Annotated in this window: 14 protein-coding genes; 13 read left to right on the forward strand and 1 reads right to left on the reverse strand. The window is 51.9% G+C overall.

The window, feature by feature from the left end; all coding sequences use genetic code 11:
• The first annotated feature begins 368 nt into the window (after window positions 1–368).
• The 5 genes from hemB (at window position 369) to NZ772_02845 (ending at window position 5027) form a co-directional block, all read left to right on the forward strand.
• Complete coding sequence (gene hemB / locus NZ772_02825; GenBank protein MCS6812492.1) at window positions 369–1367, forward strand: porphobilinogen synthase; 999 nt, start codon at window positions 369–371, stop codon at window positions 1365–1367.
• Window positions 1368–1397: 30 nt separating this feature from the next.
• Window positions 1398–2228 carry an FkbM family methyltransferase gene (locus tag NZ772_02830; protein MCS6812493.1) on the forward strand — a complete coding sequence of 277 codons (831 nt, stop codon included), beginning with the start codon at window positions 1398–1400 and terminating at the stop codon, window positions 2226–2228.
• Window positions 2229–2484: 256 nt separating this feature from the next.
• Entirely contained in the window at window positions 2485–3417 is a 933-nt protein-coding gene (locus NZ772_02835) for an ABC transporter permease (protein MCS6812494.1), read from the forward strand.
• Window positions 3417–3797 (forward strand): VOC family protein, encoded by a 381-nt coding sequence (locus NZ772_02840; protein ID MCS6812495.1) that lies wholly within the window; start codon window positions 3417–3419, stop codon window positions 3795–3797. Before NZ772_02835 ends, NZ772_02840 begins: the two co-directional genes overlap by 1 nt.
• 204 nt (window positions 3798–4001) lie before the next feature.
• A complete protein-coding gene (locus tag NZ772_02845) occupies window positions 4002–5027 on the forward strand; it encodes an ABC transporter permease (GenBank protein MCS6812496.1) in 1026 nt (341 codons plus the stop codon).
• Between the two features lie 19 nt (window positions 5028–5046).
• Here NZ772_02845 and NZ772_02850 read toward each other — a convergent pair whose 3' ends face one another.
• On the reverse strand, window positions 5047–5391 hold the full coding sequence (locus tag NZ772_02850; GenBank protein ID MCS6812497.1) for a rhodanese-like domain-containing protein: 345 nt from the start codon (window positions 5389–5391) through the stop codon (window positions 5047–5049).
• 236 nt (window positions 5392–5627) lie between these two features.
• Here NZ772_02850 and cobA point away from each other — a divergent pair, with 236 nt between their 5' ends.
• The 8 genes from cobA to NZ772_02890 form a co-directional block, all read left to right on the forward strand.
• Entirely contained in the window at window positions 5628–6410 is a 783-nt protein-coding gene (gene cobA / locus NZ772_02855) for a uroporphyrinogen-III C-methyltransferase (protein ID MCS6812498.1), read from the forward strand.
• Window positions 6411–6680: 270 nt separating this feature from the next.
• Entirely contained in the window at window positions 6681–8345 is a 1665-nt protein-coding gene (locus tag NZ772_02860) for a ferredoxin--nitrite reductase (GenBank protein ID MCS6812499.1), read from the forward strand.
• Between the two features lie 86 nt (window positions 8346–8431).
• Window positions 8432–9760 (forward strand): ABC transporter substrate-binding protein, encoded by a 1329-nt coding sequence (locus NZ772_02865; GenBank protein ID MCS6812500.1) that lies wholly within the window; start codon window positions 8432–8434, stop codon window positions 9758–9760.
• Window positions 9761–9924: 164 nt separating this feature from the next.
• Window positions 9925–10761, forward strand: a complete 837-nt coding sequence (ntrB, locus tag NZ772_02870) for a nitrate ABC transporter permease (protein MCS6812501.1) — start codon at window positions 9925–9927, stop codon at window positions 10759–10761.
• A 10-nt stretch (window positions 10762–10771) separates the two neighbouring features.
• Entirely contained in the window at window positions 10772–12796 is a 2025-nt protein-coding gene (locus NZ772_02875; protein ID MCS6812502.1) for a nitrate ABC transporter ATP-binding protein, read from the forward strand.
• A gap of 60 nt (window positions 12797–12856) precedes the next feature.
• Window positions 12857–13690, forward strand: coding sequence for a nitrate ABC transporter ATP-binding protein (locus tag NZ772_02880; GenBank protein ID MCS6812503.1), 834 nt, complete (start codon window positions 12857–12859; stop codon window positions 13688–13690).
• Window positions 13691–13863: 173 nt separating this feature from the next.
• On the forward strand, window positions 13864–14124 hold the full coding sequence (locus tag NZ772_02885; GenBank protein ID MCS6812504.1) for a DUF1830 domain-containing protein: 261 nt from the start codon (window positions 13864–13866) through the stop codon (window positions 14122–14124).
• Window positions 14117–15491: molybdopterin-dependent oxidoreductase (locus tag NZ772_02890; GenBank protein ID MCS6812505.1), on the forward strand; the 1375-nt coding region annotated here is incomplete at its 3' end. The genes NZ772_02885 and NZ772_02890, both read left to right, overlap by 8 nt.

Raw genomic sequence — 15491 nt, forward strand, 5'->3', positions numbered from 1 at the left:
GCTGGATCCGTACACTGGTTAAAACAGCTTAGACTAGGCAACTAAGCTGGCGACGGCTAGCGATCGCCAGTTCAATCATAGGGGCTAGAGCATTTGCGGCTTAGTTGGCAATGCTTGTTGGGTTGTGATGACGTGTACAGGGTTGTCTATAGTGTCTCATTAGAGTTTTGTATAAGCGTAACAAATCTGTATTATCCAGCAAGGGACTGCCCTCACCCTGTAATACTGGCTTGTAATGCTGGAAAGTAATGCTGGAAAAACTTCATGATGGATTGTTCACAGAATGTTACGCAAAGCGTGAGTCAGCAATCACCCTAGCGATTTACACTGATAAAGCAGTCTGCACGTTGCGATCGGGATCTTTGCCTATGTTTCCAGTTCATCGTCCACGCCGCCTTCGCACTAGCCCTCAACTCCGCCGCATGGTGCGCGAAACCGTCGTTACCACCAGTGACCTCATCTACCCACTGTTTGCTGTACCAGGTGAAGGATTTGCGAAAGAAGTCAAGTCAATGCCGGGGGTATATCAGCTATCCGTTGACAAGATCGTGGAAGAAGCAAAGGAAGTGTATGACCTCGGTATTCCTGCTATTATCCTGTTTGGTATTCCTGATGAAAAAGATACCGATGCTACGGGGGCATGGCATGACTGTGGCATTGTCCAAAAGGCTGCTACAGCCGTTAAACAAGCGGTACCTGATCTAGTGGTCATTGCTGATACTTGTTTGTGTGAATACACAAGTCATGGTCACTGCGGCTACTTAGAAACCAACGACCTGACAGGGCGGGTATTAAATGACCCTACCCTAGAGCTATTGAAGAAGACGGCTGTGTCCCAAGCTAGGGCAGGAGCTGATGTAATTGCTCCATCGGGCATGATGGATGGATTTGTTCAGGCAATTCGGCAAGGACTAGATGCTGCTGGGTTCCAAGATACGCCAATCATGTCCTACGCGGCGAAATATGCCTCGTCTTACTATGGCCCCTTCCGGGATGCGGCAGAGTCTGCACCTCAGTTTGGCGATCGTCGCACGTACCAGATGGATCCAGCTAATTCCCGTGAAGCTCTGAAAGAAATTGCCTTGGACATAGCTGAAGGAGCTGACATGCTGATGGTGAAACCTGCCTTGGCCTATATGGACATTATTTGGCAGGTAAAGCAGGCTAGCAATTTACCGGTGGCGGCCTATAACGTGTCGGGAGAATATGCCATGGTGAAGGCTGCTGCCCTTAATGGCTGGGTGGATGAACAGCGGATTGTCATGGAAACGTTGACCGGCTTCAAACGGGCGGGAGCAGATTTGATCCTCACCTACCATGCTAAGGATGCGGCACGCTGGCTAGACCAAGCCCAAGGGTGGGGCTAAAATTGACTCACTGAATGAAAAACCGTCTGCATGAATACTGTTTCCTTGCCCTTGCCCTTAACGTGGTTGCAGCCACTGGACTTTCCCCATAAGCTAGGGATTTGCGATCGCCTGTTTGGCAGCAGCATCAGTTGCCATGGGGTCTGTTGGGTGCAAACGGGGGCTGGCATTCCCTGGAAGCTAGACTTGGCGAATCCAGTACATCGCTGGATTGTCTATGGCAAGTATGACGGGGCAGCTTTCCTCAATTGGGCCAAGCGCACCTTACCTAGCAACGGCATAGTAGTAGATTCTGGTGCTAACATCGGGCAAATTTTGCTGTACATCGCCCAGTGGGTACCCAAAGGCAAGGTGTTGGCCTTTGAACCTGGTAAAGAGCAGGCTGACTGGCTGGCCGACTGTTTGGCAGCCCATCCCCAACTGCCTGTGGAACTGATTCGGCTAGGATTGGGAGCAACGCCCAGTACAGCTCACTTGTTCACAGCGGGGGCAGGTTTTGTCCACGGCTACTGGTCACGGATTTCTGACTCTGGCGAGGGGGATGCTATTCAGATTGTGCGCCTAGGGGATGAATTGGCAGCACGGGCGATCGCTCAGGTTGACTTGTGGAAGCTAGATGTGGAAGGCTATGAGGTAGAAGCCTTGCAGGGGGCTGAGGATTACCTAGCCAATCAGCGCATTCGAGCATTGTACGTGGAAATTAGCCAGCAGCAAGGCCAGCAGGTACAAGATTACCTAGCAAGCTTTGGTTACCAAGGATATTTGTTTCAGCCCAATGGCAGCTTGCAACCTGTGCCCAAAACCTTGCCTGTCTGGACGAATGCCCTGTTTCTTCCCGCCTCGTTGTCAGAGTGTTGCTAATGGCTACCCTATGGCCTGTTGATTGTGATTTACTCTATCCCAGCAGCGCTGGTAAACCGACGGCAGTAAAGTATGGTTTAGTAGGAGTGGATGGCCCAGATTGAAGAGAACCTAGAGACGATGCCTAGTCTCATGCTCATAGTGTCTATTGCTGCTGGTTTGTTTTGGTAACCTGTGCAGGTAGGGTTGGCTCCAATGCCCCGTTAAGCTCTATATGTGATGGTAATACTTGGCAGACTGAAGGGCGATCGTCCCCATGAGTAATGTTGCGTTTGTCACTGACTTTGTTGCAGCTAGCGTGCGGCTGTCTATGCCCCTGGCCTATGCTGCCCTAGGAGGCTTGTGGTCAGAGCGATCGGGTGTGCTCAACATTGGCTTAGAGGGCATGTTGCTATCGGGGGCGTTTGCCAGTGCTGTTGCTACTTTTTTTACGGGCAATGTAGCGATCGGGGTTCTAGCCGCGCTGGTGGTAGGGGGGATGATTGGTCTTCTCCATGCGGCCCTTTGTGTCAGCTTGCGTGTGAATCAACTGGTATCTGGACTGGCAATCAATCTAGCAGCGGCTGGACTTACGGCTTTTTTCTCTCGCCTTGTGTTCCAGCAAGATGCTGTGCAATCGTTGCCGCCCTTACCGACGATTGCCATTCCGGGGTTACGATCGCTGCCTATCCTAGGAGCACTCTTGTTTCAGCAAGATGCTCTGGTTTACCTGCTGATGGTGCTCGTTCCCTTGAGCACCTACCTATTGTTTCGTACTAGTGTGGGGTTGGCAGTACGAGCCGTGGGCGAATATCCCCGCGCTGCTGATACCGCGGGCATCAGTGTTGGACAAATTCGATACATTAGTGTTGTTGTTAGTGGTGCTCTAGCTGGGCTGGGTGGTGCTTACCTAACCCTAGTGCAAGTCCGCTTTTTCACTGAAGATATGAGTGCTGGACGGGGCTTTATTGCCTTAGCGGCGCTAATTTTTGGCAGATGGCATCCGATCGCCACTGTTCTAGCTTGTCTGCTATTCGGTGCTACAGAGGCCCTACAGCTCCGAATCCAGACCTTTAACCTCAATATTCCCTACCAGTTTCTACTCATGCTGCCCTACGGTGTTGCCTTACTCGCTATGGTAGGCTTAGCGGGCAAATCTACGCCGCCTGCTGCCCTCGGTATCCCTTATGTCAAGGAGAGTACAGACTAGTGCAACGCATTCATCATGTAGCCATCATTTGCTCAAACTATGAAGTCTCTAAGCGCTTCTACACGGAGATCCTAGGTTTTCCTATTCTCCGAGAGACCTACCGCCCAGCCCGCCAATCCTACAAGCTTGACCTGCAAGTTGGGGAACGGGATCAGATTGAGTTGTTTTCCTTTCCCCATCCACCCCAGCGGGTTAGCAACCCTGAAGCCTGTGGGTTGCGTCACCTTGCCTTTGCGGTGGAAGATTTAGACGCGATCGTTGCTGACCTCACCACCAAGGGAGTTACCCTTGAACCTATCCGCTGGGATGAATTAACCGGCAAGCGCTTTACGTTTTTCAAAGACCCTGATAACTTGCCCTTGGAAATCTACGAACTGTAGGGCATTATTCCCAGCCTCGCTACCACACAGTTCGGACACTTTGGAGAAATGGTACTCCCGTTGAAGTGCCTAGTGTTACGTCCTCCTGACAAATGGTCTAACTACCGAATGTTCTAGCGGCCTGTGCCACGTTCTAGGTTGACATAACCCCGCCTAGAGGGTCGTATAATGTCACCCATTATCTCAATCTCAACACCTGCTGACATGACTGCCATTCGCCTTCGACTGCCTACAGGGCTGCTTAACGACACAACGGTATATGTTGTCAAACGTTTGCTCCAGGCATTGTTGACGCTGCTACTAGCGTCTGCTCTGAGCTTTTTTATCATTCAGCTTGCACCGGGTGATTTTTTGTCAGTGCTGGATGATAATCCGGTGATCTCTGAGGCAACTAAGAAGGCGCTGCGGGAGCGCTTTGGGTTAGATAAATCCTGGCTAGAGCAATATTGGCTGTGGTTACTACGGGTATTGCAGGGAGACTTTGGCATCAGTATGCAGTTTCAGCAGCAGTCTGTAGCGTCGTTACTGGGAGAACGGGTGTTGGCAACACTGCTACTGGCGATTGTATCCCTTGTCGTTACCTGGGCAATTGCCATTCCCCTGGGGATTCTGGGGGCTATTCAACAAAATCGCTGGGGCGATCGGATTTTGCAATTACTCAGCTACGCCGGGCAAGGCTTACCCAGTTTCATTACAGCGTTACTATTGCTGCTCTTTGCCCAACAGGTATCGCCTTTGTTTCCCGTAGGGGATATGACTAGCATCTATCACGCTGACCTCAACTGGTTTGGGAAGGTATTGGATATTGCATGGCATATGATTTTGCCGACGATCGCCCTGACTATCAATAGTTTTGCTGGGTTGCAGCGAATTATGCGGGGAGAGTTACTAGACGTGCTGCGGCAAGACTATATCCAGACCGCCCGCGCTAAGGGACTGCCTGAAAGTCGAGTGATTTACATTCACGCTCTGCGCAATGCCATCAACCCGCTAATTACCCTCCTGGGCTTTGAGTTTGCGAGTTTGCTCAGCGGTGCCTTTATTGTGGAAAACATCTTCAATTGGCCTGGCTTGGGACGGCTGATTTTGCAGTCTGTAATGGCTCAGGATCTATATGTTGTGATGGCCAGCCTGATGCTGGGGGCAGTGATGCTGATTGTGGGCAACTTGCTGGCTGATCTATTGCTGAAACTAGTTGATCCGCGCATCCGTTTGGAAAATCTAAATTGACCCCAGCGGGCGATCGCCCCTAGTAGCGGGGCAGCGATGGGTCAACAACTGCTGCGTAGGCATCAATGCCACCCGTTACGTTCTTTACATTAGTAAACCCCTGTTGGCTCAGCCATTGGCACATCTGCGCCGATCGCACTCCATGATGGCAGAGCACAATTGTTTCAGCCGCTGGATTCAACCGCCGACCAATGTCAGGTGCCCAAGTGCCGAAGTCACTGAGGGGAAATGCTTGAAATCCTGGCAAGGCGACGATCGCTATCTCCTCTGGTTCTCGCACATCGACTAGCTGGAGGTCACTTGGAGGATCAGCTAGCAATTGAGCTAGGTGTTCAACGGTAATTGCTGTAAAGGGAGTTTGCATAGATAGTACCCGTTATGCATATTTTGCATCGATCCCATGCATTTTGTTCATAGAACGTAACATTGTGTAGTTCTAGATACAAAATCAGCTTAGAAACTTAACTACCGTAGCCAATAGTTCAGCCATCTAAGTCAACTGCCTATTGATTGGGAGCACTAAAAGTTCTTGTAGCAACCTACCAGAATTCGGCACCATATAGAGTTAGCAGTTTTACACAGGCACGATTGATTTGTAGTATGTCATCCCCCATGGTTGTCGGCAAAGTTTATCTCGTTGGTGCAGGCCCCGGTGATCCAGGGTTAATCACCCTGAAGGGCAAGACATTGTTAGAGCTAGCAGACGTTGTGGTTTACGACGCACTGATTAGTCCAGAGATTCTTGCCATGATCAACCCCCGTGCTGAACGGATTAACGCTGGCAAGCGTCGGGGTAACCATACCCTGCCCCAAGCGGAAACCACCCAGCTTTTGATTGAAAAGGCACAATCGGCGGCGATCGTCGTGCGGCTAAAGGGGGGCGACCCCTTTGTGTTTGGTCGGGGCGGAGAAGAGATGGCTGACTTGGTGCAGGCAGGGATTCCAGTGGAGGTTGTGCCTGGTGTAACGTCGGGGATTGCGGCTCCAGCCTACGCGGGCATTCCAGTTACCCATCGCCATCATAGTTCCTCGGTGATGTTTGTCACGGGGCACGAGGCAGTAGGCAAGTACCAGCCTCATGTGGATTGGCGAGCAATCGCCCGCAGTGCAGAGACGATCGTGGTCTACATGGGGTTACACAACCTCCATCACATTGTCTCTGAGTTGCAAGCTGGGGGATTGTCCCCAGATACTCCCATCGCCCTAATTCAGTTTGGCACTTGGGCAAGCCAACGGGAGTTGTTTGGTAGCTTAAGTACCATTGTTCATCAAGCAGACCAGGTAGGATTTGGAACACCTGCGATCGCAGTTATTGGTTCTGTGGTCAGTCTGCATCATCACTTGCCCCACTATCACCCTAACGCCTATGTCCCTGAATGTTGAGCTACTGGAACAGAGCTTTGCCCAAGTCGCTCTGAATGCCGAAGCATTTGCGGCTAGCCTTCATAGCAAGAGAAGCCAACTATCCTCTAGAGGCTGTGAAACTCACCTGATCCCAGGTTGCTAAACTCCTCTATTCCAGGTCATTCGGCTGACCCCACCTGCAAATATTTTCAAACATTGTCCACTGATCGCCCATTGCTGTGAGCGTTCACAGAGTTTTAGTACCGTTTTGCCTTGCTCATCTGTTCTGTTTCTATAGACATGACCGCTATGACCAGTACTGCACCACCCCCTGCCAAAGAAGCCTCTGCCGACTCCCTGACTATGAATAAGTTTGAACGGTTCAAGGCAGAAAAGGATGGCTTGAAAGTTAAGGATGAAATTGAACACTTTGCCCAGATTGGCTGGGAGGCCATGGATGAGGACGATCGTAACCACCGCCTTAAGTGGATAGGGTTGTTCTTCCGCCCGGTTACTCCTGGTAAGTTCATGATGCGCCTGCGGATACCCAATGGCGTGATCACTAGCACTCAAATGCGGACGCTGGCGGAGATTGTTCAGCGCTACGGCGAAGACGGCAATGCTGATATCACGACACGGCAAAACCTGCAACTGCGGGGTATTCGCCTAGAGGATACTCCTGACATCTTCCGCAAACTGAAGCAGGTGGGGATGACCAGTGTGCAATCGGGCATGGATAACGTGCGGAACATTACAGGATCACCAGTGGCGGGGATTGATGCTGATGAGTTGTTCGACACCCGTGACCTGATTCAACAGGTGCAGGACATGATCACCAACAAGGGGGAAGGAAATCCAGAGTTCACCAACCTGCCCCGCAAATTTAACATTGCGATCGCTGGCTGTCGCGATAACTCTGTCCATGCAGAAATCAATGATGTCGCCTTCATCCCAGCCTTTAATCAGGTGTTGGGTGCTAAGGCTGAAATGCCAGGGGAAAATCCTAACACCGAGCACCAAGAACCTCGTACCTGCTTTGGCTTCAATGTTCTCGTTGGCGGCTTCTTTTCAGCAAAACGCTGCGAGGCGGCAATTCCCTTCAATGCTTGGGTACTCCCAGAGCAAGTTGTGGATCTCTGCCGGGCCATCCTTGTGGTTTATCGAGACCACGGACTGCGGGCAAATCGGCAAAAGTCTCGGCTGATGTGGCTGATTGACGAGTGGGGTTTAGATAGATTTCGCACAGAGGTGGAAAAACAACTGGGCTATACCCTGTTGCCTGCTGCCCCTAAGGATGAAATTGAATGGGACAAGCGGGATCATATTGGGGTCTATCCCCAGAAACAAGCAGGATTCTACTACGTGGGATTGCATGTCCCTGTAGGTCGCCTGTTTGCAGATGACATGTTCAACCTAGCGCGATTGGCAGAAGTCTATGGTAATGGCGAGCTACGCCTCACTGTGGAGCAAAATGTTATCCTGCCTTACATTCCAGAGACTCATCTAGAGGAATTGTTAAAGGAACCTCTGGTGACCAAGTTTTCGATCAATCCCTCTCCCCTGGAACGCTCACTGGTGTCTTGCACAGGTGCTCAGTTCTGTAACTTTGCCCTGATTGAAACCAAAAACCGAGCATTGGCCCTAGTGCGCGAACTCGATGCAGAGCTAGTGGTGCCCAAACCTGTACGTATTCACTGGACGGGTTGTCCTAACTCGTGCGGCCAACCTCAAGTGGCTGACATTGGGTTGATGGGTACCAAAGTTCGCAAGGATGGCAAAACCTTGGAGGGGGTTGATTTATACACTGGCGGCAAAGTTGGCAAAGATGCCCGACTTGGCTCCTGTGTGCGTAAGGGCATTCCCTGTGAAGATCTCAAACCGATTCTACGGGAAATGCTGATACAAGAGTTCGGCGCACAGCCTCGTGATGGCGTGAATCTTCCATCAGCGGGGGTGACGATCGCAACCTCTTAAATCCCATGCTATTGATCAACCCTGGTCAATAACTGACTTGTGCTTCTGTCCATTGTTTATTAATTCCTATTACTTACGAATGTCCTATGTCTAATCTATCTCGGCGTAAATTCATGATCACAGCAGGAGCGACCGCGATCGGTGTGGCTACCCTGCACGGCTGTACCTCTGGTTCCAATGGAACAGGTGGCTCCCCTGCGGCTTCCCCCGCTTCTCCTGCGGCTTCTCCCGTAGCTTCTGTGGAAACCCCCGAAGTCACTGGTGCCAAATTGGGCTTCATTGCTCTCACTGACTCTGCACCCCTGATCATTGCTAAAGAGAAAGGACTGTTTGCCAAGTATGGAATGCCCGATGTTGAAGTCGTCAAGCAAGCCTCGTGGGCAGCTACCCGTGACAACCTGGAACTTGGCTCAGCCGGGAATGGCATTGATGGGGCACACATCCTTACCCCCATGCCCTACCTCATGACCCTGGGCAAAATCACTAAGCAACCAGTACCTATGATGATCCTGGCACGGTTAAATACTAACGGTCAGGGAATTTCAATCTCCAAAGACTATGCCGACCTCAAGGTAAGCACCGATAGTAAAGTCCTGAAAGATGCCTTCGCTAAGGCAAAAGCCGGTGGCAAGGAACTGAAAATTGCAGTCACCTTCCCTGGCGGTACCCACGACATGTGGATGCGTTACTGGCTGTCAGCAGGCGGCATTGACCCTAACAAGGATGTTTCGATAATTGTCGTGCCACCGCCCCAGATGGTAGCCAACATGAAGGTAGGCACGATGGAAGCCTTTTGCGTAGGGGAACCTTGGAATGCTCAACTGGTAACCCAAGGATTAGGCTACACCGCTATTACAACAGGAGAACTCTGGAAAGACCATCCAGAAAAGGCGCTGACCATGCGGGCAGACTGGGTAGAAAAGAACCCCAAGGCTGCCAAGGCTTTGACCATGGCAGTACAAGAGGCGCAGATCTGGTGCGAGAAAGCAGAGAACAAAAAGGAGATGTGTGAGATCATCGGCAAGCGGGAGTGGCTGAAGGTGCCTGTGAGTGACATTTTGGGTCGTGTGGAAGGCAATATCGACTATGGCACTGGTAGAACCGTAAGCAATAGCCCTGTAAGGATGAAGTTCTGGGCAGACTATGCGTCCTATCCTTTCCAAAGCCATGACTTATGGTTCCTAACAGAGCACATTCGCTGGGGTTACATCCCTGCTGACACCGATACCAAGAAACTGGTAGCGCAGGTCAACCGAGAAGACATCTGGCGGGAAGCAGCGAAGGCTCTAGGTGTTCCCGAAGCTGAGATTCCCAAAGACAAGTCTCGTGGGGTGGAAACCTTCTTTGATGGGGTGAAATTTGACCCAGAGAAGCCCGACGAATACCTAAAGGGACTTGCTATTAAGAAGGCCTAGGCTGCCCGTTGTCCCTCGTAGGTTAGGTTATGGCAGTGGCAGAAACCCAACACCCACCCTCGAAGGCAATGTAACCTATTGGCTTTCGTCCCTCAACCTAACCTACGAATTCTCTAACCCCTATCACCTAACCCCTGACCCCTAACCCCTATCACCTAACGCCTATGGTTGCTACTACTCGACCTGCTCCATTGCCTGGATTCATTCTGAAACCGATCGTCGCGATTCGGCAAAACTTTCGTCGGATTGTTACCTCGACAATTGCGCTGATTGTGATGTTGGGTATTTGGCAAGTTCTTTGTGCTGGCGAGAAACCACTGCTGCCGCCACCCACTACAGTTCTTAAGGACACCTGGGAACTGATTGCCAACCCTTTCTTTGATAATGGTGGTACTGATAAAGGTCTGTTCTGGCACCTGCTAGCAAGCTTAACTAGGGTGGCGATCGGCTTCTCGCTGGCTGCCATCATTGGCGTTGCTGTGGGACTGGTAATTGGCACCAATCGCATAGTTTACGATGCCCTTGATCCCATCTTCCAGGTATTACGAACTGTGCCACCCCTGGCATGGTTGCCAATTTCCCTAGCGATCTTTCGAGATAACCAGCCCTCAGCCATCTTTGTGATTTTCATTACAGCGGTGTGGCCGATTGTCATCAACACTGCTGTAGGTGCCCAGCAAGTCCCCCAGGACTATCGCAATGTCTCCCGTGTACTGCAACTGTCTCGGTTTGAGTATTTCACTAACGTGCTATTCCCTGCCACTGTGCCCTATGTGTTTACCGGCTTGCGGATTGCCTTGGGACTTTCGTGGCTGGCGATCGTCGCTGCTGAGATGTTGATTGGTGGTGTGGGCATCGGCTTCTTCATCTGGGATGCCTGGAACAGTTCCCTCATGAGTGAGATTATCTTGGCGCTCATCTATGTTGGGATTGTTGGGTTCCTGCTCGATCGTCTGATGGCAACCATCAGTAGTCTATTTCTTCCTGAAGAGCAGCAGTAGGAGGTGCTGGATGAGTGCATTTGTAGAAATTGATCACGTTGATAAGGTTTTTCCCCTGGATGGTGGCGGGCGTTATGTGGCGATTCGTAACGTCAGCCTAGACATTCAGCAGGGGGAGTTTGTGTCCTTGATTGGGCACTCTGGCTGTGGCAAATCTACGCTGCTGAATATGGTGGCAGGGCTAGAGCGTCCGACAGCAGGGGGGGTGATTTTGGAAGGACGGGAAGTACGGAAACCAGGCCCCGATCGCATGGTGGTGTTCCAGAACTACTCGCTGTTGCCTTGGAAGACCGTGCGCCAGAACATCGCCTTAGCAGTAGATGCTACTATGAAGCACCTGTCTAAGGGGGAACGTCGTGCCATTGTGGAGCATCACATTGACTTGGTGAATTTGCGCCCAGCAGCCGATAAGTTCCCTGCCCAGCTTTCCGGTGGCATGAAACAGCGGGTAGCGATCGCCCGTGCCTTGGCGTTGCGTCCCAAAGTTTTGTTGCTAGATGAACCCTTTGGCGCGCTGGATGCCCTCACTCGTGGCAACTTGCAGGAACAGTTGATGCAGATTAGCCAAGCGCATCAGATGACTTGCATTATGGTCACCCACGATGTGGATGAGGCGCTGTTGCTTAGCGATCGCATCGTTATGCTCACCAATGGCCCTGAAGCGCATATCGGGCAGATTTTGAATGTCCCAATTCCCCGCCCCCGCAACCGCATGGAAGTGATTAACCATCCCAGCTATTATGCCCTGCGGAACGAGATGGTCTACTTCCTCAACCAGCAAAAGCGGGCGAAGAAACACAAAAAGGTCAGGGCAGCGGCGATCGCCCGTCATGGATTGGAGAAAATCAACCTGGACATTGGTTTTGTGCCCCTCACCGACTGTGCCCCCCTAGTAGTTGCCAAGGAGAAGGGGTTCTTCGCCAAGTACGGTCTGGAAGAGGTGAAGCTAGTCCGAGAACCAAGCTGGAAAGCCGTTGCCGATGACTTGATGACTCAGCAGATTGATGCTGCTAGTGTGGTTGCTGGGATGCCCTTGGGCTTGACTCTAGGCATGGGGGGACTACCTCCGGTGCCTATCTGCACTGCCCTCACTCTGTCGCGCAATGGCAACGCCATCACCTTGAGTAAAGCTCTGTGGCAGCATGGGGTACGCGATTTAGCAGGCTTTAAGCGGGCGATCGCCAACAAACCCGACCAAGTTCATACCCTCGGTGTTGTCTATCCCGCTTCCATGCAAAACCTGATACTGCGCTACTGGCTGGCGAATGGCGGCATTGATCCGGATCTGGACGTGAGCTTGATGGTGATTCCGCCACCCCAGATGGTCTCTAACCTAAAGGCCGGGAACATTGATGGTTACTGTGTGGGGGAACCCTGGAACTCCCGGGCTGTGAAGGAAAAGTTAGGCTTTGTAATCGCCACCGACGTGGATATTTGGAATGGTCATGCTGAGAAAGTCCTCGCTGTACGTGAAGACTGGGCACAGCAATATCCCCAAACCCACTTGGCTCTGGTGAAGGCGCTGATTGAAGCCTGCAACTACTGCGACGATCGCCGTCATCGGCCTGAAATTGTAGAAATGCTCAGCCAGCCCGACTACATCGGCATTGACCCAGCCTACATTCGTCCAGGACTGCTGGAACCCTACGATCAGGGCACGGGTGACGAACCTGTCCAACTCCTAGATTTCCACCAATTCTACGTGGAGCGCAGCAACAGCCCTGATCGGGCAGAGATGCTATGGGTCATGACCCAACTCGCTCGCTGGAACATTACCCCCTTCCCCAAAAATTGGATTGAAGTCCTAGATCGGGTTGTGTGTCTAGATGTGTTTAACCAAGCTGTGCGAGAGGTAGGGGCATCCCTCGATTTTCCGGTCAAGCTGGATCTAGAGCGCGATCGTCGTCCCATTCAACTGCTCGATGGCCCTGTCTTCAACCCCGATCATCCCCTTGACTACCTCAACGCTTTCGACATCAAGCGAGACTACAAAGTCAAGGAAGTCCTAGTTGACGTGCCCGTATTGAATCCGTAATCCCTAGTGACCAATAACTATTCACAACTACTAGTAATCTCCTAATTCCTGTTCAAACTAATGCAAACCCTCGAAACGCCCTTGAAACTGACAACATCCCCCCAGCGGGAACCCCTGCTATTTCTCGAAAACATTTCCAAGGTTTATCCCACCGCTAGTGGTGGTTACACCGTCTTGGAAGGAATTAATCTAACAGTTTATACTGGTGAATTTGTCTGTATTATTGGACACTCTGGTTGTGGCAAATCCACGCTGCTTAATATGGTATCGGGCTTCAGTAAGCCAACCACAGGTCAGGTGCGGCTGCGGAGCAACCCGATTACGCGCCCTGGGCCGGATCGGATGATGGTATTTCAGAATTACTGCCTATTGCCCTGGAAGACTGCCTTTGACAACGTGTACCTAGCAGTGAATGCAGTGTATCCCAACAAGTCTAAGGCAGAAAAGCGGGAGATTGTCCGGGAACACTTGGCCCTAGTGGGCTTGACAGAGGCTGCCCAGAAGCGTCCATCCCAACTGTCTGGCGGCATGAAACAGCGGGTGGCGATCGCTCGCGCCTTGGCAACCCGTCCCGAAGTGTTGATTCTAGACGAACCCTTCGGTGCCCTGGATGCTATCACCCGTGAAGAGTTACAGGACGAACTGCTGAAAATTTGGCAAGACCACAAAACCACGGTACTGATGATCACCCATGACATCGACGAGGCACTGTATTTGGCCGATCGCCTAGTGATGATGACGAATGGCCCTGCCGCCAAAATTGGCGAGATTCTGGAACTGCCCTTCCCCCGTCCCCGCGATCGTGCCCGCTTGCTGGAAGATCCTCGCTATTACGAACTGCGAAACTATGCCCTCGACTTTCTCTACCACCGCTTCGCCCACGATGTGGATTAACTGTGGATTAATTGCCCCTATCTCCCAACGTTTGCTCCCCCAAATCCCCCTAAAAGGGGGACTCCCAAAGTAGTTGTTCGCACTGGTTTTGAGTGGCTGCACAATCAGATTCGTCTTAGTGCTGCCCTACCGGTTATGCAAGATGACAACATCCTTACACTCCATAGCGTTCCATGTTTCCCCCAAAAACCGCTCTATCCAATCGTCAACACATCCTCTGTTACTACCTCAATACCAGTAGCCAGATACAGATTGCCCGTGTGACCAACATTGCCAATTGGTACTTCGATCGCGTGATTTTTCCTAGGCAGCGGTTGATGTTTCATGCACCACCAGAGGCGATCCTAGAAATTCATACCACCCACGAGACCCGTCATATCCCTTGTCAGTGCTTGCGGGTCAGCGATTTTCTTCCCAATGTCAACGATGACTGATTCCACGGCTAATTCTACAAAAACTCTCTGTCCCTACTGTGGCGTAGGCTGCGGTTTAGAAGTTACCCACTCTAAGCCCCAAGTATTGGCTGCGAAGCCCGAAGTACCAGATGAACCCCCTCATCCCTCACCCCTCACCCCTAACACCTTCAAACTTCGCGGCGATCGCAGCCATCCCTCTAGTCAGGGCATGGTCTGTGTCAAGGGTGCTACGGTCTTGGAGTCAATCGACCGCGATCGGCTGCTCTATCCCATGTTTCGGAAATCCCTGGATGAGGCATTTCAGCGCATTAGCTGGGATGAAGCCTACAATTACATTGTGCAACAGATGCAACATCTGCTTGCTACCCAGGGTGCTGATGCCATCTGCATGTATGGCTCCGGACAGTTTGTGACCGAAGACTACTACGTCGCCCAAAAGCTGATCAAGGGCTGCTTAGGCACTAATAACTTTGATGCCAACTCCCGGCTGTGTATGTCCTCCGCTGTATCGGGCTATATCCAAAGCTTTGGCTCCGATGGCCCGCCCTGCTGCTATGAGGATTTGGAACTAACGGACTGTGCCTTCCTGATCGGCACCAACACCGCAGAATGTCATCCGATTGTCTTCAACCGCCTGCAAAAGCACCACAAGCGTAATCCTGATACTAAGCTGATTGTCGTTGATCCGCGCCGCACCCAAACGGCTGAAGCTGCCGATCTTCACCTTGCCATCCAACCCGGTACCGACATCGACCTCCTTAACGGCATGGCCTATCTACTCCTCCAGTGGGGCTATGTGGACAAAGCCTTTATCGATAGACATACAAGCGGGTTTGCTGAGTTTGCTGAAATCGTGCGCCACTACCCGCCAGCGATCGTGAGCGATCGCTGTCGCATTCCTGTCAGTGCCTTAGAAACCGCAGCCCGCTGGTGGGGAGAGAGCGATCGGGTGTTGTCTCTCTGGTCCATGGGGGTGAACCAGTCCACCCAGGGCACCGCCAACGTATGCAGCATCATCAACCTCCATCTGCTCACAGGACAGGTGGGCAAACCGGGTGCGGGGCCTTTTTCTCTCACGGGGCAGCCCAATGCTATGGGGGGCAGAGAAGCAGGTGGACTCTCTCACCTCTTACCAGGATACCGCTCTGTCAAAAACCCCCAACACCGTGCTGAAGTTGAACAATTTTGGGGACTCCCTGCCGGGCAGATTTCACCCCATCCTGGACGCACTGCTTGGGATATGATTACGGGGCTAGAAACTGGGGAAGTAGGCTTGCTGTGGATTGCGGCTACCAACCCTTTGGTCAGTCTCCCTGACCTGCCACGGGTGCGGGCTGCCCTACGACGATCGCCGTTCACCATTTACCAGGAGGCATACCATCCTA

This window comes from Cyanobacteriota bacterium (assembly GCA_025054735.1).
Lineage (GTDB): Bacteria > Cyanobacteriota > Cyanobacteriia > SKYG9 > SKYG9 > SKYG9.

What these genes read in the sequence shown, in the direction of transcription:
- NZ772_02850 (MCS6812497.1), bottom strand. Translation starts at nt 5,391, where the DNA reads ATGCAAACTCCCTTTACAGCAATTACCGTTGAACACCTAGCTCAATTG.
- NZ772_02885 (MCS6812504.1), top strand. Translation starts at nt 13,864, where the DNA reads ATGTTTCCCCCAAAAACCGCTCTATCCAATCGTCAACACATCCTCTGT.
- NZ772_02880 (MCS6812503.1), top strand. Translation starts at nt 12,857, where the DNA reads ATGCAAACCCTCGAAACGCCCTTGAAACTGACAACATCCCCCCAGCGG.
- NZ772_02860 (MCS6812499.1), top strand. Translation starts at nt 6,681, where the DNA reads ATGACCAGTACTGCACCACCCCCTGCCAAAGAAGCCTCTGCCGACTCC.
- hemB (MCS6812492.1), top strand. Translation starts at nt 369, where the DNA reads ATGTTTCCAGTTCATCGTCCACGCCGCCTTCGCACTAGCCCTCAACTC.
- NZ772_02865 (MCS6812500.1), top strand. Translation starts at nt 8,432, where the DNA reads ATGTCTAATCTATCTCGGCGTAAATTCATGATCACAGCAGGAGCGACC.
- NZ772_02875 (MCS6812502.1), top strand. Translation starts at nt 10,772, where the DNA reads ATGAGTGCATTTGTAGAAATTGATCACGTTGATAAGGTTTTTCCCCTG.
- NZ772_02835 (MCS6812494.1), top strand. Translation starts at nt 2,485, where the DNA reads ATGAGTAATGTTGCGTTTGTCACTGACTTTGTTGCAGCTAGCGTGCGG.
- NZ772_02845 (MCS6812496.1), top strand. Translation starts at nt 4,002, where the DNA reads ATGACTGCCATTCGCCTTCGACTGCCTACAGGGCTGCTTAACGACACA.
- cobA (MCS6812498.1), top strand. Translation starts at nt 5,628, where the DNA reads ATGTCATCCCCCATGGTTGTCGGCAAAGTTTATCTCGTTGGTGCAGGC.
- ntrB (MCS6812501.1), top strand. Translation starts at nt 9,925, where the DNA reads ATGGTTGCTACTACTCGACCTGCTCCATTGCCTGGATTCATTCTGAAA.
- NZ772_02830 (MCS6812493.1), top strand. Translation starts at nt 1,398, where the DNA reads ATGAATACTGTTTCCTTGCCCTTGCCCTTAACGTGGTTGCAGCCACTG.